Annotated in this window: 27 protein-coding genes; 22 read left to right on the forward strand and 5 right to left on the reverse strand. The window is 63.6% G+C overall.

Annotated elements, in window-relative coordinates; all coding sequences use genetic code 11:
• Positions 1 to 2: 2 nt before the first annotated feature.
• From VR863_RS00715 to VR863_RS00745, 7 genes are all read left to right on the forward strand, one after another.
• Positions 3 to 725 (forward strand): glycoside hydrolase family 25 protein, encoded by a 723-nt coding sequence (locus VR863_RS00715; RefSeq protein WP_324826525.1) that lies wholly within the window; start codon positions 3 to 5, stop codon positions 723 to 725.
• Between the two features lie 11 nt (positions 726 to 736).
• Positions 737 to 1141 carry a cytidine deaminase gene (locus tag VR863_RS00720; RefSeq protein ID WP_324826526.1) on the forward strand — a complete coding sequence of 135 codons (405 nt, stop codon included), beginning with the start codon at positions 737 to 739 and terminating at the stop codon, positions 1139 to 1141.
• Entirely contained in the window at positions 1138 to 2157 is a 1020-nt protein-coding gene (locus VR863_RS00725; RefSeq protein ID WP_324826527.1) for a S66 peptidase family protein, read from the forward strand. Before VR863_RS00720 ends, VR863_RS00725 begins: the two co-directional genes overlap by 4 nt.
• Positions 2158 to 2226: 69 nt before the next feature.
• On the forward strand, positions 2227 to 3531 hold the full coding sequence (locus tag VR863_RS00730) for an amidohydrolase family protein (protein WP_324826528.1): 1305 nt from the start codon (positions 2227 to 2229) through the stop codon (positions 3529 to 3531).
• Entirely contained in the window at positions 3528 to 4742 is a 1215-nt protein-coding gene (locus tag VR863_RS00735; protein WP_324826529.1) for an amidohydrolase family protein, read from the forward strand. The genes VR863_RS00730 and VR863_RS00735 overlap by 4 nt, the downstream gene beginning before the upstream one ends.
• Positions 4743 to 4903: 161 nt before the next feature.
• Entirely contained in the window at positions 4904 to 5950 is a 1047-nt protein-coding gene (locus VR863_RS00740) for a sensor histidine kinase (protein ID WP_324826530.1), read from the forward strand.
• A complete protein-coding gene (locus VR863_RS00745; RefSeq protein WP_324826531.1) occupies positions 5947 to 6342 on the forward strand; it encodes a response regulator in 396 nt (131 codons plus the stop codon). Before VR863_RS00740 ends, VR863_RS00745 begins: the two co-directional genes overlap by 4 nt.
• Before the next feature lie 46 nt (positions 6343 to 6388).
• Here the strand turns inward: VR863_RS00745 and VR863_RS00750 are convergent, their stop codons facing one another.
• Both VR863_RS00750 and VR863_RS00755 read right to left on the reverse strand, forming a co-directional pair.
• Positions 6389 to 7528: a M14 family metallopeptidase gene (locus VR863_RS00750; protein WP_324826532.1), complete on the reverse strand. Its 1140-nt coding sequence runs from the start codon at positions 7526 to 7528 to the stop codon at positions 6389 to 6391.
• A complete protein-coding gene (locus tag VR863_RS00755; RefSeq protein ID WP_324826533.1) occupies positions 7525 to 8130 on the reverse strand; it encodes a DUF4136 domain-containing protein in 606 nt (201 codons plus the stop codon). The genes VR863_RS00750 and VR863_RS00755 overlap by 4 nt, the downstream gene beginning before the upstream one ends.
• 136 nt (positions 8131 to 8266) lie before the next feature.
• Here VR863_RS00755 and galE point away from each other — a divergent pair, with 136 nt between their 5' ends.
• The 3 genes from galE (at position 8267) to VR863_RS00770 (ending at position 10244) form a co-directional block, all read left to right on the forward strand.
• On the forward strand, positions 8267 to 9280 hold the full coding sequence (gene galE, locus VR863_RS00760; protein ID WP_324826534.1) for a UDP-glucose 4-epimerase GalE: 1014 nt from the start codon (positions 8267 to 8269) through the stop codon (positions 9278 to 9280).
• A gap of 91 nt (positions 9281 to 9371) precedes the next feature.
• The gene (ykgO, locus tag VR863_RS00765; protein ID WP_029941846.1) at positions 9372 to 9497 is read left to right on the forward strand and encodes a type B 50S ribosomal protein L36; all 126 of its coding nucleotides are present in this window, start codon (positions 9372 to 9374) and stop codon (positions 9495 to 9497) included.
• Between the two features lie 126 nt (positions 9498 to 9623).
• Positions 9624 to 10244 carry an HAD family hydrolase gene (locus tag VR863_RS00770; RefSeq protein WP_324826535.1) on the forward strand — a complete coding sequence of 207 codons (621 nt, stop codon included), beginning with the start codon at positions 9624 to 9626 and terminating at the stop codon, positions 10242 to 10244.
• 116 nt (positions 10245 to 10360) lie between these two features.
• On the opposite strand, the gene VR863_RS00775 is transcribed toward VR863_RS00770, so the two are convergent.
• On the reverse strand, positions 10361 to 10705 hold the full coding sequence (locus tag VR863_RS00775; RefSeq protein ID WP_324826536.1) for a DUF8200 family protein: 345 nt from the start codon (positions 10703 to 10705) through the stop codon (positions 10361 to 10363).
• Between the two features lie 186 nt (positions 10706 to 10891).
• Here VR863_RS00775 and VR863_RS00780 point away from each other — a divergent pair, with 186 nt between their 5' ends.
• Positions 10892 to 11446 (forward strand): winged helix-turn-helix transcriptional regulator, encoded by a 555-nt coding sequence (locus tag VR863_RS00780; RefSeq protein ID WP_324826537.1) that lies wholly within the window; start codon positions 10892 to 10894, stop codon positions 11444 to 11446.
• Between the two features lie 219 nt (positions 11447 to 11665).
• The gene (locus VR863_RS00785; protein WP_324826538.1) at positions 11666 to 12016 is read left to right on the forward strand and encodes a hypothetical protein; all 351 of its coding nucleotides are present in this window, start codon (positions 11666 to 11668) and stop codon (positions 12014 to 12016) included.
• Positions 12017 to 12150: 134 nt separating this feature from the next.
• Here the strand turns inward: VR863_RS00785 and VR863_RS00790 are convergent, their stop codons facing one another.
• The gene (locus VR863_RS00790; protein WP_324827542.1) at positions 12151 to 13659 is read right to left on the reverse strand and encodes a YifB family Mg chelatase-like AAA ATPase; all 1509 of its coding nucleotides are present in this window, start codon (positions 13657 to 13659) and stop codon (positions 12151 to 12153) included.
• 163 nt (positions 13660 to 13822) lie between these two features.
• On the opposite strand from VR863_RS00790, the gene VR863_RS00795 reads away from it, so the two are divergent.
• The 6 genes from VR863_RS00795 (at position 13823) to yihA (ending at position 18135) form a co-directional block, all read left to right on the forward strand.
• Positions 13823 to 14710: an alpha/beta hydrolase gene (locus VR863_RS00795; RefSeq protein WP_324826539.1), complete on the forward strand. Its 888-nt coding sequence runs from the start codon at positions 13823 to 13825 to the stop codon at positions 14708 to 14710.
• 121 nt (positions 14711 to 14831) lie between these two features.
• Positions 14832 to 14966, forward strand: a complete 135-nt coding sequence (gene rpmH, locus VR863_RS00800; protein ID WP_036801591.1) for a 50S ribosomal protein L34 — start codon at positions 14832 to 14834, stop codon at positions 14964 to 14966.
• A gap of 90 nt (positions 14967 to 15056) precedes the next feature.
• A complete protein-coding gene (gene rnpA, locus VR863_RS00805) occupies positions 15057 to 15440 on the forward strand; it encodes a ribonuclease P protein component (protein ID WP_324826540.1) in 384 nt (127 codons plus the stop codon).
• On the forward strand, positions 15437 to 15646 hold the full coding sequence (gene yidD / locus VR863_RS00810; protein WP_324826541.1) for a membrane protein insertion efficiency factor YidD: 210 nt from the start codon (positions 15437 to 15439) through the stop codon (positions 15644 to 15646). Before rnpA ends, yidD begins: the two co-directional genes overlap by 4 nt.
• Positions 15647 to 15715: 69 nt before the next feature.
• Positions 15716 to 17494 (forward strand): membrane protein insertase YidC, encoded by a 1779-nt coding sequence (gene yidC, locus VR863_RS00815; RefSeq protein ID WP_324826542.1) that lies wholly within the window; start codon positions 15716 to 15718, stop codon positions 17492 to 17494.
• Positions 17491 to 18135, forward strand: a complete 645-nt coding sequence (gene yihA / locus VR863_RS00820) for a ribosome biogenesis GTP-binding protein YihA/YsxC (RefSeq protein ID WP_324826543.1) — start codon at positions 17491 to 17493, stop codon at positions 18133 to 18135. Before yidC ends, yihA begins: the two co-directional genes overlap by 4 nt.
• Here yihA and VR863_RS00825 read toward each other — a convergent pair.
• Positions 18132 to 18551 (reverse strand): VOC family protein, encoded by a 420-nt coding sequence (locus tag VR863_RS00825; protein ID WP_324826544.1) that lies wholly within the window; start codon positions 18549 to 18551, stop codon positions 18132 to 18134. The two genes, yihA and VR863_RS00825, sit on opposite strands and share 4 nt — an antisense overlap.
• Before the next feature lie 106 nt (positions 18552 to 18657).
• Here VR863_RS00825 and VR863_RS00830 point away from each other — a divergent pair, with 106 nt between their 5' ends.
• Genes VR863_RS00830 through VR863_RS00845 form a run of 4 tightly spaced genes read left to right on the forward strand, consistent with a single transcriptional unit; the run spans position 18658 to position 22596 of the window.
• Positions 18658 to 19320: a glutathione S-transferase family protein gene (locus VR863_RS00830; protein ID WP_324826545.1), complete on the forward strand. Its 663-nt coding sequence runs from the start codon at positions 18658 to 18660 to the stop codon at positions 19318 to 19320.
• Complete coding sequence (locus VR863_RS00835; protein WP_324826546.1) at positions 19317 to 20198, forward strand: S1/P1 nuclease; 882 nt, start codon at positions 19317 to 19319, stop codon at positions 20196 to 20198. Before VR863_RS00830 ends, VR863_RS00835 begins: the two co-directional genes overlap by 4 nt.
• The gene (gene dapE, locus VR863_RS00840) at positions 20195 to 21331 is read left to right on the forward strand and encodes a succinyl-diaminopimelate desuccinylase (RefSeq protein ID WP_324826547.1); all 1137 of its coding nucleotides are present in this window, start codon (positions 20195 to 20197) and stop codon (positions 21329 to 21331) included. Before VR863_RS00835 ends, dapE begins: the two co-directional genes overlap by 4 nt.
• 26 nt (positions 21332 to 21357) lie before the next feature.
• The gene (locus tag VR863_RS00845) at positions 21358 to 22596 is read left to right on the forward strand and encodes a dicarboxylate/amino acid:cation symporter (protein WP_324827543.1); all 1239 of its coding nucleotides are present in this window, start codon (positions 21358 to 21360) and stop codon (positions 22594 to 22596) included.
• Positions 22597 to 22599 lie beyond the last annotated feature (3 nt).

The following is a 22599-nucleotide window of genomic DNA, read 5'->3' on the forward strand; positions in this document are numbered from 1 at the left end:
GCATGGCACGGCGCAAGCGCACCCGGCCCAGGAAACGCAGCGTTTCCCGCGGGACAATGATGGGGCTTTTCTTCCTTCTGTGTGTGGCGATCGGCGCGCTGTACGCGTGGCACGAAGGGCGCAGCTGGCGTCCCGATGAAGCCATGTGGCCCGATCAGGGCGCGTTGATCGGCGTGGCCGATGGCCCCGTGGCGTTCGACACGCTGGCGGGGCTGGGCGCGCGGTTCGTCTATCTCGAAGCCAGTTCGGGCGAAAGGGACACCGATATCGCCTTTGCCCAGAACTTCGCCCGTGCGCGCACCGCCGGTCTTCAGGTCGGCGCTGTGCACCGCTTCGATCCGTGCGTCGTGGCCGATGGGCAATCGGCGAATTTCGTCACCGTGGTGCCGCGCGATGCCGAGCTGCTGCCGCCCGCGATCCTTCTGGAAGGCACCACCGCCGACTGCGCGCAGCGGGTTTCGGACGCCGCGGTGCAAAGCGAGCTGATGACGCTGGTGAACCAGATCGAAGCCCATTCGGGCCAGCCGGTGATCCTGGCGCCGTCCGAAGATTTCGAGACCGCCTATGGCATTTCGCGCCGGATCGACCGGCAGATGTGGCTGACGCGTAGCTGGCTGGAACCCGATTACGCCGCGCGTCCGTGGCTGATGTGGACCGCGAACCGGTGGTTCAAGACAGAGGCTGCCGACAACCCGCTGCGCTGGGTGGTGGTGCGCCCCCTATGACCGAGGACACGATGACCGACCACGACCTGATAGACGCTGCCCGCGCGGCGGCCGGACATTCCTATTCGCCCTATTCGGGTTTTGCGGTTGGCGCGGCCCTGCGCTTTGCCGACGGCAGCGTGGTGACGGGAACGAATATCGAGAACGCAAGCTATGGGCTGGCGCTGTGCGCGGAAACGGTCGCCGTGTCGAAGGCCATGTCCGATGGCGTGCGCAGCGGGCTGGTTGCCGTGGCGGTGACGGGTCCGGGGGCCGATCCGATCACCCCGTGTGGCCGCTGCCGCCAGGTGCTGAACGAACTGGCGCAGCTTGGCGGGACCGACCCGGAAATCCTGTGCGTCGGCCCGGACGAGGTGACGCGGATCCTGCTGTCGCAACTGCTTCCCCATGCCTTCGGGCCTGCAAGCCTGGCATGATTGACCGGCGCGCGGCGCTGGGCGGGATCGGCGGACTGGCCGCCGCTACCCTCCTGCCTGCACCGGCCTTCGCGCGCCGTAATGCCAAGCCGCCGCGCTTGCGCGCGGGCGACATGGCAGCGCTGGTCGCGCCTGCCAGCGCCGTGACCTTGCCCGACGAACTGGCCCGCGCCGAACACTGGGTGCGCGGAATGGGCCTGATCCCTTCGCCCGGCGCCCATGTCGGCGGGCGGGATGGATATCTTGCGGGAACCGATGCCCAGCGCGCGGCCGATATCAACGCGATGTTCGCCGACGATGAAATCCGCGCAATCTTTGCCGTACGCGGCGGATGGGGCGGTGCGCGCATTCTCCCGCTGCTGGATTGGGGCGTGATCCGCGCAAATCCAAAGCTGGTCATCGGCTATAGCGACACCACCGCACTGCATCTGGCCATCGCCACGCGGGCGGGCTTTCCCACGCTTCACGCCCCCAACGCCGCCAGTCGGTGGGAAAAGCAAAGCTGGGACAGCCTCTGGCGCATGGCGTTTGCCGGGAGCACGCCGGTTCTGGGCGGTGCCGATGCAGAAATCGAAAGCGGGCGCGAAGGCCGCACCTTGGTGGGCGGAACGGCGACGGGGACACTTCTGGGCGGGAACCTGACGATCCTGTCGACCTTGATGGGGACACCCTGGCTGCCCGATTTTTCCGGTGCGATCCTGTTTCTCGAAGACGTGAACGAGGCGGTCTACCGCGTCGACAGGATGCTCCAGCAATTGCGCCTGGCCGGTGTACTGGATCGGGTCGCCGGTGTCGTCTTCGGCCAGTGTACGCGCTGTGACGCGAACGAGCCGGAATACGCGGGGTTCACTCTCGACGATGTTCTGCAGCACCATCTGTGCGCGCTTGGCGTGCCGGTATTTACCGGCGCGAACATCGGGCATGTGCGCGGCCAGTTGAGCCTGCCGGTCGGGGTGGAGGTCGAACTCGATGCCGGTGCGCGGACGATCCGGCTGCTCGAACCTGTGGTTTCCTGACCCGGTCCGTAGTGCGGGCGCTTGCCCTCCTGCTCTGCCGCGCTAGGTTGCAGGGCAAGGGGAGAATTCATGACATCACGCCTGCTTCGCCGTGCCAGCCTTATCATCGGCACCATGTCTGCCGCCTGCGCGCTGCCCGCCGTGGCGCAGGATCGCCCGGTCGCCTTTACCGGGGCGACGATACACACGATGGCTGGCCCCGCGCTGGACAACGCGACCCTGGTGATTGCCGATGGCAAGATTGCCGCTGTCGGCACGGATATCGCCATTCCGGCCGATGCCGAACGCCGCGATGCGACCGGCATGGTGATCATGCCCGGCATCGTGGACACGCATTCGCACATCGGATCGGTTGCGGGCGCGGATCGCTCATCCCCGGTCCAGCCCGATGTGCGGGCAATGGATGCGATCAATCCCAAGGATGCCGGCATCGCCAAGGCGCGTGCAGGCGGCGTCACCACGGCCAATGTCATGCCCGGTTCCGGATGGGTGATGAGCGGCCAGACATTCTACATGAAGCTGCGCAACGGCGACACGGTGGAAGACATTGCCTACCTGTTTCCCGATGGCGGGGTGATGGGCGGCATGAAGATGGCCAACGGCACCAACCCGATTGGCGACACTCCGGGTTTTCCGGGCACGCGCGCCAAGTCCGCCGCGCTGGCGCGGGCCGCCTTCACCGACGCGCAGGCCTATTGCAGGGGCGATCGCAAGGCCAAGGATCTGGGCAAGGAAGCCCTGTGCGAAGTGTTGTCGGGCAAGCGCCTGGTCCACCACCACACCCACCGCGCCGATGACATAATGACGGTGCTGCGCCTGCAGCGCGAATTCGGTTTCAAGGTGCTGATCCAGCACGGGATGGAAGCATGGAAGGTGGCCGAAGAACTGGCGGCTGCGGGCATTCCCGTGTCGAACATCATCGTCGACAGCCCCGGCGGCAAGCTGGAGGCAATGGAATCCCGCCTTGAAACCGCGGGCATCCTCGAACGTGCCGGGGTGCTCACGTCGCTCCATTCCGACGACGGGATCATCGATTCGCGGCTCATGTTCCGCCAGGCCGGCATCGCCGTGCGCGGCGGGATGACCCGCGAAGGGGCCTTGCGGGCGCTGACCATAAACGGCGCAAAGCAGCTGGGCCTCGACGCGCGGGTCGGCAGCCTGGAACCCGGCAAGGATGCCGATTTCCTGCTGATTTCGGGTGATCCGCTGTCAGTCTACAGCCACATCATGGAAACATGGGTCGAAGGCGAAAGGCTGTTCGACCGTACGACGGAAGAAGGGGCGCTGATGGCCACCGGCGGTTATGGCGCGGGCAGCCCGATGGAGCTGGCCCACCACCACTGGGAAGTCGCCGCATCGGAGAACAGCCAATGATCGCGCGTATCGCAACCTCGCTCGCCGGGCTGGTCCTGGCGGTTATCCCGGCAGCGCTCGCGGCACAGGATGTCGCCGTGCGCGCAGGCACCCTTCACACCATGGAAGGCCCGGCAATCGCCGATGGCGTGGTGGTCATCCGTGGCGGCAAGATCGTTGCCGTGGGCCCCGCGTCGGCCGTTACCGTTCCCGATGGCATCGAGGTGATCGAGGCGAAAATCGCCACGCCCGGTCTGGTCGACGCGCACACCGTGGTGGGCCTCGCCGGTTACATGAACCAGCCCGACGATCAGGACCAGCTGGACAATGGCGCGCCGGTGCAGCCGCAACTGCGTGCGATCGACGGGTATAACCCGGACGAGGAACTGGTTGGCTGGCTTCGATCCTTTGGTGTCACCACGATCCACACAGGCCACGGTCCCGGCGCCCTCGTGTCGGGACAGACGATGGTCGCCAAGACCTGGGCGAAGACGGCCGATCGCGCCGCCATTGTGCCGCGCGCCATGGTTGCGGCAAATCTGGGGCCGTGGGCTCTCGATTCCGAAAAGGGTCCGGGCACCCGTCCCAAACAGGTCGCCATGCTGCGCGCGGCGCTTACCGCTGCGCGCGGCGGCGGCGTCAGTGGCGACAAGAAAAAGGATGCGGGTCCCGAAAAGCTGGATGCACAGGTCTGGAAGGCGGTGCTTGCCCGCGAATTGCCGTTGCTGGTCACGGCCAATCACGCGCAGGACATCATGTCCGCCCTCCGCCTCAAGGAAGAATTCGGCATCGATCTGGTGATCGACGGGGGCGCGGAAAGTTACCTGCTGACCGACCAGCTTCTTGAAGCGGGCGTTACCGTTATTCTTCACCCGACCATGGCGCGTCACTATGGCGACATGGAGAACGCCAGTTTTGCCACGGCGGCAAAGCTGCGCGAGGCTGGCGTGCCGTTCGCGCTGCAATCGGGTTACGAAGGCTATGTCCCCAAGACCCGGGTTATCCTGTGGGAAGCGGGTTGGGCAACGGCCAATGGTCTTGCGCCCGAACACGCCCTGGCATCGATCACCATCGATGCGGCCCGCGCGATCGGCGTGTCCGAGCGGCTGGGTTCGCTGGCTGTCGGCAAGGACGGCGACGTTGCCCTGTTCGACGGCGACCCTATGGAATTTTCCAGCCACGTGACGGGCGTGATCATCGAAGGCCGCGTGGCGAGCCGTGAGGCGCGCTAGAAGGGCGAACGCCACCGGCCCACTCCGCACGCGATAACTCCGGCCGCGGAGATTGGTATCCCGAAGCTGTCTTTCTGGCGGCGGGAACCGTTTGGTGCGCGGGTCGTAAGAGATGCGCATCATTTTAGGGAACCAGAATGCCTCTGCGGTCTTCAGCGCCGATGAGCCACGATCAGCTGGGTAAGATCGTCGAAGGCTCAGCGAGCGAAATCTACATTTTCTGCCCGAGGCAATTCACGTTTCTGCTTGTGAACCGCGGAGCGAGGGAAAACCTGGGCTATACGTTCGATGAACTCGCGGAACTGACCCCGTGGGATATCAAGCCGCTGGTCGACGAAACCGGTTTTCGCGACCTCGTGGCGCCGTTGCTGACGGGCCAGGTTCCCGATCTCATGTTCGAGACGGTGCATCGCCGCAAGGATGGCACCGATTACGATGTCTCGGTCCATCTCCAGCTGCTTCGCACGGGCGCGGACGATGTGTTTTTCGCTGCCATTCGCGACATCACCGACGAAAAACGGCTGAACGCGGAACTTGAACTGAAGGCGGTGCAGCTCGAAGAAGCCGTCGCTTCGAAAGAGGTGCTGCTTCACGAGGTCAACCACCGGGTGAAAAACAGCCTGCAGGTGGTCATGTCCCTGCTTCAGCTTCATGCGCGCCAGGCCAGCGATCCGACCCTCAAGGCGGCGCTTGCGGAAGCCGGAAACCGCGTGTCCGTCGTGGCCGCGATCCATCAGAAACTTTACACCACCAGCCAGCATGCGTTGGTGGATTTCAGCGAACTGCTGGGCGAACTTGCCCAGCAGATAATCGGTACGATGGCGGTCGAAAGCAGGATCGAAATCGAAAACCGGCTCGAACCCGGTATCGAACTTGGAATCGACGTTGCGGTGCCGCTTTCTCTGGTTGTCGCAGAAATTCTTACAAACAGTGTCAAATATGCATTTCCCGATGGACAAGCGGGCACTATTCATCTGAATTTACAGCATAAAGATGACAAGCTTCATCTGCGTGTGGGCGATGACGGGGTCGGTCTTCCGGCCTCTTTCGAGGCATCGGAAACGCGCGGTTTGGGAACCCGGATCATCAAAGCGCTTTCTTTACAGGTACGCGCGGCGCTGAATGTCGAATCCTCGCCAAGCGGCACCGTTTTTATTATCGACATGCCCCATCACAACAGAGCAGAACCACAAAGAGCCGGCCAATGAAGATCCTGATAGTCGAAGACGAAGCCCTGACTGCCATGAGCATGCAGGCCATCCTCGAAGATAACGGACACACTGTGGTCGATATCGCCGACGATGGGGCGTCCGCCTTGCGCGCGGCCGAACGCGAACGGCCTCAACTTGCTTTCGTGGACATTCAGCTTGCTGGTGGCGAATCCGGCATCGACGTCGCCTCGCGGCTGCGCGAAATGGGCATTCCGGTGCTGTTTTCGACCGGCAATTGCCCTGGTCCCAAGGGTGCCAATCTGGCAATCGGATGCCTGCACAAACCTGTTTCTGAAGAACAGCTGGCAGGCAGCACGGCGGTTGCGGAAGCGGTCATTCGCTCCGCGCCGCCGCCGTCACCGCCCCCCGGTATGCATCTCTACATCTGAAGCGCTGTCCTGCGCGCGCCAGCGGCGCAGCGCAGGCAGCCCATAATCAGCGCTCTTCGCTGTCCAGCCATTCGAGCAGGCTGGCGAGGCAATCGCGCGCCAGGATCTTGCAGCGTTCCGGGCTCCAGCCCTGTTCGGGTTCCGGCTTTGCGGGGTTGTCCTTGTAGGGCATTTCCAACGTCATGGCCGTCGCGCCGAAGCGTTCGGCAACCTGGGTGGTGCTCATCGACAGGTTGGCCTTGCCGGGGGCAGACTTGGTGTAACCCTGCTCGGTCTGGAAGTCCGGCGTGCGGCGGTCGAGGATGCGCTCGAAGCGATCGTAGCGATCGCCATGTTCCTGGGTCCAGCTGGGGATACCTTCGTATCCTGCGATGAAGGCTACGGGAATCGCTTCGTCACCATGGACATCCATTGCGAAGTCGACGCCGGTCGCATCCATCGCGTTGCGAATGGCCAGCACTTCCGGGCTCTTTTCAGCGGTGGGGTTTTCCCACTCGCGATTGAGATTGACGCCGACCGCGTTGGTCCGCAGGTGCCCGCGCCGCGATCCGTCGGGATTGGCGTTGGGCACGATGTGAAGCCGGCACCTCTGGCGCAGTTCACGGCCCACGGTGTCGCTGGGATCGGTCAACACTTCCAAAGCGCCTTCCATCCACCATTCGGCTTGCGTTTCGCCCGGATGCTGGCGGGCATACAGCCACACCTGCTTGTCGCCTTCGCCCATTTCCAGACAGTCGATCGGCTGTCCGTCGAGGGTGGTTCCAAGGTGCCGGTAATCGACGCCTTCGGATGCGGCGGCCTCGGCAACCAGATCGTGATGGCGTTCCATCGAATAGGGCGCGAAATAGGCGAAATACACGATGTCGCTGGCCGGCGCGTAGCGGATGGTCAGCGTGCCGTTGTCTTCGTCCTTGTCGAAGCTCGACGGCGCGCGGCCCCAGAAGTCCCGATCTTCCGAGACGCAGGAATCGTAATCCGGCCAGCCACCGGGATAGGCGCTGGCGTTTAGGCCCGTGATCTTCAGTTCCAGTTCGCGCCCTTCGGCACCGCTTACCCGGAAGTGGAACCACTGGGCAAACTCGCTCATGTGGTCCTTTCGGAGCGCGAGCCTTGCCGTGGCACCTTCAATCTGCAGCACTTCGATATTGCCGCTGTCAAAGCCGCAATCGATCCTGATGTCGCTCACTCGCCAACCTTCACTTCTATTGTTTCGCCATTGTTGCCGGGAAACTCCCGGAACAGCGCGGAGGCGACCGTATTGGCGCTCGCCTGTCCCCGCGCAAGGGGTGAATTTTCGGGCGGGCTGAAATCCGCCCGGCCTTCCCACAGGCTTGCCCCGCCGGCCGCCTCGGAGATGCGAACCGACAGTTCGGTGCCCAGCCGGTCCTTGGCGCCGCCGCCAAGGTTGATGCCGATCCCGACGCCCAGGCCCGAGCCGTAGCTGCCGGTCGACCCGCCCACTCCCACGCTGACAGGGCTGCGATCGCCGCCGGCTTCGAGGATGTAATGTTCGACGCCGACCTGCGCGATCTGGGCGGCGGACGCCCGGTCGGTTTCCGTATAGCCGAGCTGTACCAACTGCGCGGCGACGGCGGCCTTGTAAGGTGCCATCGCGAGACTGGAGCCGCCGGCCCCCGGACTGCTTTCGATGAAGATAGTGCCCCGGCCAAGTTGCCCGACACGTTCCGGCGCAACGAAGCGCGTAACTTCCACCGGCCCCGACGGCGTGGCGCAGGCCGACAGGGTCAGCGCGGCAGCAATCCCGATAAAGGGTGCGAATGGTTTCATCGTGCGATCCTTCTACGTCTCTATGGCAGGCGGCGACCCTCGTTCAACGCACGAGCGCCGCATAGTGCTCCTGGACGCGTTGGTGGCGGCCCTAGCCGCCTTGCCGTTACCAAATCGTATGCTAGTTGACCGGGCCATGGAAGCACACGGAAAAGTCCCGGTCCTGGTCACCGGCGGAGCGGGATATATCGGCAGTCATGCCGTTCTTGCCTTGCGCGATGCCGGATGGCCGGTGGCGGTGATCGACAATCTTTCGACAGGCTTTGCCTTTGCGGTGCCCGAAGGCGTCACGCTCTATCGCGGCGATATCGCGGACCAGCAGCTTCTCGGCCGGATCTTTGCCGAACAGGGCATCAAGGCGATCATGCACTTCGCAGGATCGGTCGTGGTGCCCGAATCGGTCGAAAATCCGCTGAAATACTATGACAACAACACCGTGAAGAGCCGGGCGTTGATCGAGGCCGCCGTGGCAGGCGGGGTGGATCACTTCATCTTCAGCTCCACCGCGGCGACCTATGGCGTTCCCAACGTCTCACCCGTAACCGAGGATAGCCCGAAGGAACCGATCAACCCGTATGGTTGGTCCAAACTGATGACCGAGCGGATGCTGGCCGATGCCGGCGCAGCGCATGGCTTCAATTTCTGTGCGCTGCGGTACTTCAATGTCGCGGGTGCCGATCCGCAGGCGCGCACGGGTCAATCGACCGCCGGGGCAACGCACCTGATCAAGGTCGCGTGCGAGGCGGCGACCGGCCAGCGTGATCATGTCGCGGTGTTCGGCACCGATTTCAACACCCCGGACGGGACGGGTGTGCGCGACTACATTCATGTCAGCGATCTGGCCGACGCGCATGTTCTGGCGCTCGAGGCGCTGCTTGAACGGCCCGACCGGTCTCTGACAATGAACTGCGGATACGGGCAGGGGTTTTCCGTGCTCGAAGTGCTCGATGCGGTCGACCGTGTGACCAACATGACTGTCGCGCGGCGGATGCAGCCGCGCCGGGCAGGCGATCCGGGGCACCTCGTTTCCGATCCGGCGCGAATTCGCGGCACACTTGCGTGGGAGCCGAAGTACGCCGATCTCGACATGATCGTCACACATGCGCTGCAATGGGAACGCCGCCTGTCCGAGCTGCGCGGCAAGGCTTGACGGGAATCACCTTCGCCGCTAGCGGGCACCCTTGATTTCGGCGCGTCGGGGCTCCATCTCCGGCGCGTAATTATTTCCAGCGAGAGACATCATGAAAATCCGCAACAGCCTCAAGTCGCTCAAGGACCGCCATCGCGATTGCCGCGTGATCCGTCGTCGCGGCCGTACCTACGTCATCAACAAGACGAACCGCCGCTTCAAGGCCCGCCAGGGCTAAGCATTCCGGCGCGCGTGGCCTGTCGGCCTCGCGAATGTCTGCAACCGGCCCGGCTCCATCAGGAGTGCGGGCCGTTTGCATTCCTGTCGTGACCGCACGATCACCCGCCGAGAGGTAGCCAGAGGCATGAGCGAAACACCGGTCCAGGCGGTCGTCTACGATGTCGGGCGCGTTCTTTACAAATGGGATCTGGCGTTATTGATGCGCAAGGTCGAGCCGGATCCGGTCCGGCTGGCGTTTCTTCTCGACCAGGTCGTGACGGAAGAATGGCATTTCGAGGCCGACCGCGGCCGCGCGCTGGCCGACATGCTGCCCGAGCGGATTGCCATGTTTCCCGGCTACGAGGCAGCGATCCGCGCCTACGCCACGCGGTTCAACGAAACGATCCCAGGTCCGGTGGACGGCAGTCACGATCTGGTCCAGCGGCTCCATTCGCGAAACGTGCCGTTGTTTGCGATCACCAATTTCGGCGCGGAATTCTGGGCTTCTTTCCGCCCGACCGCACCGATCTTCGACAGGTTCCGCGATATCGTGGTTTCGGGCGAGGAGAAGCTGGCGAAACCCGATCCCGCTATTTTTGCACTGGCCGAACGCCGCTTTGGCGTTCCCGCACCGGCAATGCTGTTCATTGACGATAACGCCGCCAATATCGCGGCTGCCAAGGCCTGTGCGTGGCAGGTGCACCATTTCACCGATGCAGCCCGGCTCGAAGACGATCTGGCGCAGCGGGGGCTTATTCAGCCATAGGAAAAGAGCCCCGGCAGCAATGACGGAGCCAGTCCAGCCATAAGAAAAAGGGCCCCGGCAGCAATGCCGGAGCCCTTGAGTCATCCCACCGATGGAGAGGGGTGGGGGGTTCGGTTTCAGCCGTTGCACTTGGCCAGCTTGTCTTCGCCCAGCGCTTCGCCCTTGGCGGTGAAGTCGGCGATCTGGCCGTGCTCACGCTGAAGATCGCGGCACACGCGCATCGGGCGCGAATTGCCCTTGGCGGCGACGCACTTGGTGCCCTTGCAGGCCCAGGCGATGCCGCCAGCGACGACAGTGCCCTGTTCGACCGGCTTGGCGAGTTCGGCGGTGTAAAACACGCCGTTGTTGCTGGCGGCTTCGGCCGCGGTCGGTGTAATGGCTGCGCCGAAGCTCATCGTGGTCCAGGCCAGGGCGGCTGCGATGGCACCGAAGTTGACCGTACGGGGGAGAGAGATGGTCATGGGTGGGGTCCTTCCTAATTGCAAAATTCTCAACAGGGCTTGCCTTTGGTGCAATTGAGTTTCAAATAGCAACCTGTCGTGAATCGCCACCTAGGAAAGTCGGTTGCGTATTGCAACCCTTTTCGCGAATTTTTTTGGCATTGCGGGTTTTCGCGTTAAATAGGTTGCACAAAGGGGACTGATTTTATGGGTGACATCCGCGAACCACTACGCGAACTGACTGAATGCGGCTTGCCGCAGGCGCTGGAAGTGATGGGGGAACGCTGGTCTTTCATGATCTTGCGGGCCAGCTTCAACGGCCTTCACCATTTTGAAGAGTTCCTCACCGAACTTGGTATTGCACGGAACATCCTGTCGAACCGGCTCGCAAAACTGGTCGAACACGGGATATTGAAACGCGATCCGTGCCCCGATGATCGCCGCAAGATCGAATATCGGCTGACCGACAAGGGCTTCGATCTCCTGCCGACCATGGTTGCGCTGCGCCAGTGGGGCCAGAAATACGGTGCCGAAGTCGTCGAAAATCCGGTTCTAGTCGATGCCCGGGATCGGCTGCCCATCGGTCCGACCTCGATTCTCAGCCACGACGGACGCATTCTCGGTCCGGCGGATCTCTCGCTTGTCGAACGAAAGAACCTGGGTATCCGTCCGGACGGCACGCGGGCCGAAACCGGCGGCGCGCTGACGCAGGTCGGGGTGGTGAACCTCGCCGAAGCGCGCAAGGCAAAGGACGCGGCCTGACCGCACCGCCGCGCCGCGTGCGCACAAAGTGACTGTTTCCTGATTTTTTCGACCGGTCGATGCATGGCGCATCGGCCGGTTTTTCTGTTTCAAGCCCCTGTCTTGCGCCTTGCATGGCGCAAAGAAAGCGTGGCTGCGTGACGTCATCGTTAAAACCATCTCAACACCTGCCTGCAAGACAGGCCTCTGTCGCGAATAACGAAGTGAGCCGGGTTCCCTGTGATCGACATCGAAATCCAGAATGAAACGCACCAGACGCAGTTCCGCATGAAGGCGGTAACGGTGCCGCGGATCGGTGAAGGTTTGCGCCTGCGCGAACCCAACGAATCATGGGCCAGCTACGATGTGCTCGACGTGTGGTACCAGAAGGCCGACTATGGCGATGTCTGGGTTCCGTATCTGCATGTCCGCCGGACTCCGGAAGAAAGCGGTGTGGCCCCGGCTGCGGCGCCCGCTGCGGTCGTGAACCGCGACCAGGCGATGCCGATCGAGGATTTCCTCGCCAAGTTCGAAGGCGACCGGGAGCATGAAACGGTCCGCCTGAACCTCGACATGAGCGAGATGGAGTAGGGCGCACAGCCCGCTGCAAGCGGCGCGAGACGCCCAGCCCAGCATCCCGAAAAACGACAACCGTGATGTGAGCGCACGCTTACGCTCTCGGTTTCTCGTGCCTGCGACCCACCAGCGGCAGATCCGTGCGTGCCTTATGCGCGCGGTGCCTGGCGGCGGTAGGAAAGGGCTTCCGCCACGTGAATCCGGCCAACCTGCTCTGCCCCCGCCAGATCGGCAACCGTTCGGGCGACCCGCAACATCCGCGTGTAGCTGCGGGCGGACAGGCGCATGGCCGTGGCCGCTTGCATGAGCAACTGGCGCCCCGCTTCATCCGGGGTGGCAAAGCGTTCGAGCGCGTCGCCATCCAGTTCGGAATTGGTGCGGACCCCGCTCAGGCCAAGCCGCGCTGTCTGGAGATGGCGGGCGGCTAGCACGCGCGCGCCAACTTGCGCGCTGCCTTCGGCTGGCGGGGGAAGCGCGAGATCGGCGGCGCTGACGGGATCGACTTCGACATGCAGATCGATGCGGTCCAGCATCGGACCCGAAACCTTGGCCTGATAGTCGGCGGCACAGCGCGGAGCACGGCTGCACGCCAGCGCCGGATCCCCCAGATGACCGCAGCGGCACGGGTTCATGGCCGCGATCAGCTGAACATTGGCGGGAAAGCTGACGTGGGCATTCGCGCGCGCGACATCGACTTTCCCGGTCTCCAGAGGCTGGCGCAGCGAATCGAGCACCGCGCGCTGGAACTCCGGCAATTCGTCGAGGAACAGCACCCCCAGATGCGCCAGGCTGACCTCACCGGGTTTGACGCGCAAGCCACCCCCCGTCAGCGCCGCCATGCTGGCCGAATGATGCGGCGCGCGGAACGGGCGGGCGCGGCTTATCCGGCCATCCTCCAGCGTTCCCGCGACCGACTGGACCATACTCACTTCCAGCGCCTCGGGCGGGGTGAGGGGCGGCAGGATGCCGGGCAGGCAGCTGGCGAGGAGCGACTTGCCCGCCCCAGGCGGCCCGACCATCAGCAAATTGTGTCCGCCGGCCGCCGCGATCTCCATCGCGCGCTTGGCCGTTTCCTGCCCTTTCACCTGCTTGAGGTCGGGTCCGATGGCCGATTCCGCGACTTCGCCGGGCTCGGGATCGGGGAGGCGCTGGGTGCCCTTGAGATGGTTGAGCAGGCTGGCCAGATCGGGCGCGGCACACACCGGCACCTCGCTTGCCCAGCGGGCTTCGGCGCCTTGCGCGCGCGGGCATATCAGGCCGATGTCTTGTTCACTGGCGTGCAGCGCGGCGAGCAGGACGCCGGGCGACGGCACGATCCGCGCATCCAGAGCCAGCTCGCCGACGGCAATCCAGTCGGTCAGTTGCTCGGCATCGGTAACGCCCATCGCGGCCAGGAGGGCCAGCGCGATCGGCAGGTCGTAATGCGAACCTTCCTTGGGCAGATCGGCTGGCGACAGATTGATCGTGATTCGTTTGGGTGGCAGCGCCAGCCCCATGCTCGACAGCGCGGCTCGAACGCGTTCCTTGCTTTCGCCCACAGCCTTGTCCGCCAGTCCGACGATGTTGAACTTGGGCAAGCCGGGCGCGACCGAGCACTGAACCTCGACCCCGCGCGCTTCAAGCCCGAGATAAGCGACCGTTTTCACCAGTGCGACCAGCGTACTTCCCCAACCCTGCGTTCGAACCATGCAAATGAAGGCAAGTCACTGGATTGTCGAGCGGAAAGCCCGGTCCTTTCGGCAAGAATGACGCCTGCGTTAACCCGTCTTTGACCAATCCCGTTGGCACGCTGGCAAGCCGCGCGGGCGCATAATATGTGCCATGATCCGGCGCGCTGCATCCCTGGTGTCCCTGTTCGGTCTGGCGTTCGCCGGTCCGTTGGCGGCGCAATCGTTCGGCCTGGTTGCGATGCCGATGGTCATTGTCGCCACACCTGCCGCCGCCTTGTCGCCCGCCATCGTGCAGGGGATGCGCGCGCCTGCATCCGATGCCGCCATTGCGCCTTTCGCCGCTGTGCATCGGGGGGCCGATCTGGCTCCGGCCGCGCAGCCGTCCTGGCTGCCGCTGCCATCTGTCGATCGCGGGCTGCGGGATTACCGGCGCGGCATCGCTCACTATGGCCCGTTCGTGGTCCTTGATTCGCGGCGCGTTGCCCTCGTTGGTGAAACGGACCGATCCACCCCCCAGGCCTTCAGCGCGATGGTTCGCGATTTTCCGCAATTGGCGCAGCTCGACATGGTGGAATGTCCGGGCACCCGCGACGACCTGGCAAACATGAAGCTGGGCCGGATGATCCGCGCGGCCGGTCTCGTCACCCATGTGCCGAGGCGCGGTTCGGTTCGGTCGGGCGCCGTGGAACTGTTCTTTGCCGGTATCCAGCGCGATATCGTCGAGGGGGCCGAATTCGCGGTGCACAGCTGGCGTGACGAATTCGGGCGTGAGGCCGACGATTTTTCGGCCGAATCGCAGGAGAATCGCAAATATCTCGATTATTACCGCGAGATGGGCATGAGCGAGCGCGAAGCGCACGATTTTTACGACTTCACCAATTCGGTGCCGCATTCCGAAGCGCTCTGGCTCGATGCCGGGGACATGCGCCGCTGGGCAGGGCCTGCCATCCAGGCTACAGGCGATCCACGCGCGGCGGCACCACAGGAAACCGCGCCCACGACGCCGAAACTCGCCTATGTCGACGTGACTTTCTCTTGACGCCGCGCACCGGGTTCATTAAGCGCGCGCCATTCAAGCGGTCACCCCGCCAGGGTGGCCCTTTTTGTTGGCGGCACCAGTCGTCCACCTGACCAGACAAGATTTTTGAAGGACACTTCCCATGAAGCGGACTTTCCAGCCCTCGAACCTCGTGCGCGCCCGTCGCCACGGTTTCTTCGCGCGCAAGGCCACCCCGGGTGGCCGCAAAGTGCTTCGTGCTCGTCGCAACCGCGGCCGCAAGAAACTCTGCGCGTGATTCGCTGACCTGCTGCGCCCCGGCGCGGCGGACAGTGTGGAAATGCCAAACGGGCTCCCATCGGGGGCCCGTTTTGCGTATCTGTTGCCAATGCACCCATCCCTTTCCGTAATCCGCAAGCGGAGCGATTTTCTCGCGGCGAATCGGGGTCTGCGAGTCGCGCGTCCGGGATTCGTCCTGCTGGCACGTCCCAACGAAGGGCAGGGCAAGCGGTACGGCATCACGGTTACCAAGAAGATCGGCAACGCGGTTGTCCGCAACCGGATGAAGCGGCGTTTTCGTGAATTGCTCTGGGATGCGCTGCCCGACAGCGGCCTGGCTGACCATGATCACATCCTGATCGGGCGCGAAGGCGGGATCGAACGCGATTTCGCCAAGCTGCGCGCCGAACTGAGCGAGGCACTGGCCCGTGCGGGCGAAGGCAAGGGCGATCGTCCACGGCCCCCGCGGAAGCCGCGGAGCCGCCGTGCATGAAGCATGTCTTCATCTTCATCGCGCGGTTGTGGCAATGGGGTCCGAGCCGAATCCTGCCGCCCACCTGCCGCTTCGCACCGTCCTGCAGCCAGTATGCCATCGAGGCTTTGGCGAAATATGGGGCGATCAAGGGTGGATGGCTTGCGACGAAGCGTATAATGCGCTGCCACCCTTGGGGTGGGCATGGCCATGACCCGGTGCCGTAGCGCCGCTGTCTTGAAAGACTAATACACCTCCCCACATAACGATTTGCACTGACTACGACGGGACCGAACTTGGAAAATCAGCGTAACCTGATCCTAGCCATCGCGCTTTCATTCCTGCTCCTCATCGGGTGGGATTACGCGATGCAGTATTTCTACCCCCAGCCGGAAGAATCGCTGGTGGAACAAGTGACGAATGCGCCCCCGGCCAGTCCGTCGGGTCAGCAGGATGGTGCGGCGACGCAGCATTCGCGCAATGGCGGCCTGGTGGACCCGGTCGCCCAGGCGCAGGAACAGGCTGATATCAAGGTCGCTCTCGCATCACCGGATCGCATCGCTATCGACGCTCCGCGCGTTGCCGGTTCGATCAATCTGCGCGGTGGCGTGGTCGATGACGTGGTGCTCAAGGATCACACCGAAACCAGCCAGAAGGACAGTGGTCCGATCCGCATCTTCTCGCCCAATGGCACGCCTGCCCAGCAGTTCGCGCAGTTCGGGTGGGTTGGGGCGAACCTGAAGGTTCCCGGTCCGCAGACCCTGTGGACCGCCGATGGCGACAGCTTGACCGCCGATACCCCCGTTACCTTGACGCATGACAATGGCGAAGGCCTGACCTTCACCATCCGTTACGCGATCGACGATCAGTACATGATCACGGCCGAACAATCGGTTGCCAACCGCAGCGGGGCACCGGTCGTGGTGCAGCCGTTCGGGCTGGTGAACCGCACCAGCCGCACCGCCAGCCAGGACCTGTGGATCGCCCATTCGGGTCCGATCGGCGTCTTCGGCGACAGCGCCGATTACGATGTCGATTATTCCGATCTCGACGAAAACGCCCGCGTTACGCCCGAGGGGCGCACGCGCTGGGCCGGGTTTACCGACATCTACTGGCTCGCCGCGCTTGTCCCGCAGGACGGCACCGCGCCCGACACCACGTTCCGCGCAATGGGCAACGAAACCTACCGCGCCGACATGATCTACGAGCCGGTAACGGTTCCGGCCGGCAGCATCACGTCGACTTCGTCGCGCCTTTTTGCAGGGGCGAAGGAAAGCGCAATCCTGGACACCTACGAGAATGCGGGCCTCGAAAAATTCGGCCTGGCAATCGACTGGGGCTGGTTCCGCTGGTTTGAAAAGCCGATGCTGTGGCTGCTGCGCACGTTGTTCGATGCGGTTGGCAATTTCGGCGTGGCCATCATCCTGCTGACGGTCATCGTTCGCGGCCTGATGTTCCCGATCGCGCAAAAGGGCTTTGCCAGCATGGCCTCGATGAAGGCGATCCAGCCGAAAATGAAAGAGGTCCAGGAAAAGCACAAGGATGACAAGCAGCGCCAGCAGCAGGAAATCATGGCGCTCTACAAGAAGGAAGGCGTCAATCCGGTGGCAGGGTGCCTGCCGATGCTGCTTCAGATCCCTGTCTTCTTCGCACTCTACAAGGTGCTCGTCCTCGGCATTGAAATGCGCCACCAGAAGTTTGCCTGGATTACCGATCTTTCCGCGCCCGATCCGGCCAATCTGGCCAACGCGCTGTCGCTGGTCGGTATCCAGGTGCCGGGCTGGCTGATGTTCATCTTCGGCCTTGGCGTTCTGGCGGTGTTGCTGGGTGTCACCATGTGGCTGACCTTCAAGCTCAACCCCAGTGCGATGGATCCGGTCCAGAAGCAGGTCTTTGCGATCATGCCATGGATCCTGATGTTCGTGATGGCACCGTTTGCTGCGGGTCTGCTGCTCTACTGGGTCACCTCGAACATCCTCACGCTGGCGCAGCAGAAGTATCTGTATTCAAAGCATCCGCAGCTCAAGGCCGCAGCGGAGGCCGAAAAGGCCGAGAAAGCCAAGGTAGCCGGATGACCGAACAAGACCTCGCCGCGCTGGAAAAGCGCGCGAACAAGCTGTTTTCGGGCAGGGTGGAGTTCCTCCTGTCCGCCCCGCAGCTTAAATTCCTGCCCGAACCGACCGTGCCGGAAATCGCGTTCTGCGGCCGGTCGAACGTCGGGAAGAGCTCGCTGCTCAACGCCCTCACGGGGCGCAAGGCAATTGCGCGCGCATCGGTGACGCCGGGGCGCACGCAGGAACTGAACTTCTTCGAGGTGGGCGAGCCTACGCTGTTCCGCCTCGTCGACATGCCCGGATACGGTTTTGCCAAGGCCCCCGTGAAGGTGGTCGACAAGTGGAAGAACCTCGTGAAGACCTTCCTGCGCGGGCGCGCGGTGCTGGCCCGCACACTGGTTCTGGTCGATGCGCGGCACGGCCCCAAGGACGTCGACCGCGACATGATGAAGATGCTCGACGAAGCCGCCGTCGGCTATCGGGTCGTCCTCACCAAGGCCGACAAGATCAAGGCGAGCGAACTGGAAAAGGTCATCGCCCTGACCGAAGCCGAGGCGCGCAAGCATGTTGCAGCCTTTCCTGAAATCCACGTCACCAGCGCGGAAAAGGGCATGGGTATCGGCGAACTGCGTGCGGCAGTGCTGGGCGACGCCGGCGTCTAGGTCGCGAACAGCATATCGTCGCTGGCGAAGGCTTTCATCTCCAGCGCGTTGCCGCTGGGGTCGCGGAAAAACATCGTTGCCTGTTCGCCCGGCAGCCCCTTGAACCGGATCGTCGGCGCAATCGCAAAGTCCACCCCGGCTGCGGTAAGCCGGTCGGCCAGCGCCTGCCAGTCCGCCATTTCCAGCACGATGCCGAAGTGCGGCACGGGCACACCATGCCCATCGACATGATTGCTGGCACGGTCGCCCGCATTGCCGGGCGCGAGATGGGTCACGATCTGGTGCCCGTAGAAATCGAAATCGATCCATTCGTCCGAGCTGCGGCCTTCGCGGCATCCCATCGTCGTGCCATAGAATGCGCGCGCGGCCGCCAGGTCATCGACCGGAAAGGCGAGGTGGAAAGGGCGAAGGTTCATACACTGTATCTAGCCAAGACTTCGACGCCCGCCTAGCCATGTCGTTCAGTCTCGACAGCGGGAAAGTGAACCTATACCGCCGGGCAAAATCGCAGGGGAAGCGTTTGTGAAGCTGATTATCGGCAACAAGAATTACTCGAGCTGGAGCCTGCGCGGCTGGTTGGCGGCCAAGCAGTCGGGCCTGTCGTTCGAGGAAATCACCGTCCCGATGTTCGGGGAGGCCTGGAACGAACTGAAGTCCGGCGATGGCGGCACACAGCCCTCCAGTGGCAAAGTGCCGATCCTGTGGGACGGCGAAGCCGTGGTGTGGGACAGCCTGGCGATCCTCGAATATCTTTCCGACAAGGTCGGGCGCGACCGTTTCTGGCCCAAGGACGAGGTCGCTCGCGGCATGGCCCGATCGATGGTTGCCGAAATGCACTCGTCCTTCCAGGCGCTTCGCAGCGAATGCCCGATGAATGTCCGCAAACGGTTCGACGGCTTCGAACCTTCCGATGCCTGCAAGTCCGATATCGTGCGCGTGCTGGGCCTGTGGGCGGAAGCGCGGGCACGCTTCGGGAACGGCGGCCCGTTCCTGTTCGGCACGTTCGGCGCCGCGGACGTGTTCTTTGCCCCGGTCGTCAGTCGCTTCATCAGTTACCAGATCCCGGTCCCGGGCTTTGCCGCTGCCTACATGGAAGCGTCGTGGGAACACGAATGGATGCAGGCCTGGGTAGAGGCATCGGAAAGCGAAGAATGGGTCATCGAACAGTACGAGTCGGTAGGATGAAACGGATCGTCGGGGCGCTGCTCGCGGCGCTCGCTACGCTGTTGATTCCGTCGCAGGCGTTTGCCTGGGGGTTCTACGCGCACACTGTCACAGCCGATGTTGCCATGGAAAACGTGACGCCCGAGACACGGGCCGGCATCGCACGGCTGATCAGGGCCGCGCCGCAGCTCGGCACGCCCGATTGCAGCCTCGCTTCGCTGCAAGATGCATCGGTCTGGCCCGATTGCCTGCGCGGCGAAGGCTGGCGCTGGGGGTACACCTTCGCCTGGCATTACCGCACGACGCGCGTGTGCGAAGATTACAACGCGCGCGCCAACTGCTCGGGGGGCAATTGCATCCTCGCCCAGATCGAACGCAACCAGCGCGTGCTTGCCGACGAAACCCTGCCCGACAATGTCCGGCTCGAAGCGCTCGCGTTTCTGGTGCATTTCATCGGCGACGTTCACATGCCGCTCCATTCGGGCGACCATGACGACCGCGGCGGCAACGCGATCGAGACGGCGTACGGCAACGCCCCCGGCCTCAACCTGCACTGGATCTGGGACGGCCCCCTGGCCGAACGCGCCATCACCTCTGCGCCCGAACCGATCGTGCGCCGATACAGCGCGGACGAACGCGCCGAACTGGGCGGCGGGTCACCGGCCGATTGGGGGCGGGAAAGCTGGCAGATCAGCCGTGATTTCGTCTATCCCAACGCCTTCAACCGGGCCGCCTGTGACGGGGATTTGCCCGATACAGCGGCGTTGACGCAGGAAGATATCGAGGCGGCCGCCCCCGTGGCCCGCCAGCGCGTGACGCAGGCCGGTTTGCGGATGGCCCGGATGCTGGACGAAGCGTTTGCGCCCGGCCCCCTGCCGCAGGCGGAACGTGCCCCATGAGCAACGCACTCGACCTTGCGCGGCGGCTGATGGCTGCCCCCAGCGTCACCCCGGCCACGGGCACCGTGTTCGATACTATGGAAGCGATGCTCGCCCCGCTTGGCTTCGAAATCACGCGGTTTACCCGTGGCGACGGCGAGGCCCGATCGCCCGAGGCACCGGTCGAGAATCTTTTCGCGATCCGGCACGGGCCAGCGGGATCGAAGCATTTCTCCTTTGCCGGCCACCTTGACGTGGTCCCCCCGGGCAAGGGGTGGACGAGCGAAGCGTTCGAGCCGGAGATTCGCGGCGAATTGCTGTACGGGCGCGGGGCGGTGGACATGAAGGGCGCCATTGCCTGCATGGTCGATGCCGCCGCCCAAGTGCCGCAGGATGCCGGGACAATCAGCTTCATCATAACCGGTGACGAAGAAGGCCCCGCGCTCCACGGGACGCGCGCGCTGATCGACTTCATGCGGGCGGAAAACCACCAGCCCGACCTGTGCCTCGTGGGTGAACCCACTTCGGTCAACCGGCTGGGTGACATGATGAAGATCGGCCGGCGCGGTTCGGTCAATATCTGGCTGGAAGTCGAAGGCGTGCAGGGCCATGTCGCCTACCCGCATCTGGCGGACAATCCGATCCCCAAGCTGGTTGCCATGCTCGCCGAACTCGACGCGCTGGTGCTCGACGAAGGGACGGACTGGTTCCAGCCGTCCAACCTCGAGATCACCGAACTCGACGTGCCGAACGACGCGCACAATGTGATTCCGGCCACGGCGAAGGCGCGAATTTCAATCCGGTTCAACGATACGCATTCGGGCGCATCGCTTTCGGAATTGATCGGGGCGATTGCCGAAAAGCATGGCGGAACCGCACTGCCGATCATTTCGGGCGAACCGTTTCTGACGCCTCCCGGCGAATTTTCGGATATCATCGCCAGGGCGGTGAAGGCGGAAACCGGGGTCGACCCCGAACCGTCGACCACCGGCGGCACGTCCGATGCCCGCTTCCTGCGGGCGGTGTGTCCGGTCATCGAATTCGGCCTGGTCAATGCAACCATGCACAAGCGTGACGAAGCTGTGGCCATAGAGGACCTGTCCACGCTAAGCCGCATCTATGCACGCGTCGCAAAGGATGCGCTGGCGCAATAAGAACACCGGCACGCAAGGGGATGGAAATGCTGAAAACGTGGTTTGAAATTCCGCTGTGGCAGCGGGTGCTGACCGCGCTGATCCTTGGTGTTCTGACGGGCTGGGCGTGGGGGCCCGAGGCGCAAAGCATCAAGTGGATCGGCGATTTCTTCATCAAGTCGATCAAGATGCTGGTCGTGCCGCTGATCTTCTTCAGCCTCGTTTCGGGCGTTGCCGCCATCGGCGATCTGCGCAAGCTGGGTGCTGTCGGCGGTCGCGCCATGCTGCTGTTCGTGATCACCGGCCAGATCGCGGTCTGGCTGGGCCTTGGTCTGGGAACGCTTTTTTCCCCGGGCAGCGGGGTCGATACCTCGGCCATTTCCAAAGGCGTGACGCCCGAACCCAATCCCACCACGGCGGTGGACATGATCCTGTCGATCGTGCCCGAAAGCCCGGTGCAGGTGATGGCCGATGTGGCGGTGCTGCCGCTGATCGTTTTCTCCATGCTGATCGGCATCGGCATCCTGATGGCCAAGGAAGAAGGCGAGCCGGTCCAGAAGATCTTCGATAGCGGCGCGGTGATCATGCAGAAGGTCACCATGATCGTGATGGAACTGACCCCCTTCGGCGTCTTCGCGCTGATGGCGTGGGTGGCCGGCACGCTGGGCATGGATGCGCTCTCGGCGCTCGCGCAGCTGGTTGCGCTCAACTACTTCGGCTGCCTGCTGATCATCTTCGTGATGTATTCGGCGATGATCAAATTCCTCGCCAAATTGCCGGTGCAGGACTTTTTCCGCGGGATCATCGACGCGATGGCGGTGAGCTATTCGACCGCCAGCTCCAATGCGACGCTGCCGGTCACGCTGCGCTGCGCCGAGCGGAACCTCGGCGTGTCGAATTCTGTGGCCAGCTTCGTGATCAGCCTCGGCGCGACGATCAACATGAACGGCACGGCGATGTATCTCGGCCTTGCCACGCTGTTTGGCGCGCAGGTGTTCGGGGTCGATCTGACGATGGGCGACTATTTCCTCATCTCGGTCCTCGCGACGCTGGGCGCGGTCGGCGCGGCGGGCATCCCGGGCGCGGGCCTCATCATGATGGCGCTGGTTTTCGGCGCGGTCGGCGTGCCGCTGGAAACGATCGCTTTCGTCGCCGGGGTGGACCGGATCATGGACATGATGCGCACCACCACCAACGTCAGCGGCGATGCCGCCGTGGCGACCACGGTGGCAGTGATGACGGGCGAGATCGACCGGGGCGAGATGGTCTCGGCGGACGATGTCTGACGA

Origin of the sequence: Qipengyuania zhejiangensis, assembly GCF_035607565.1 — a bacterium.
GTDB classification, from domain to species: domain Bacteria; phylum Pseudomonadota; class Alphaproteobacteria; order Sphingomonadales; family Sphingomonadaceae; genus Qipengyuania; species Qipengyuania zhejiangensis.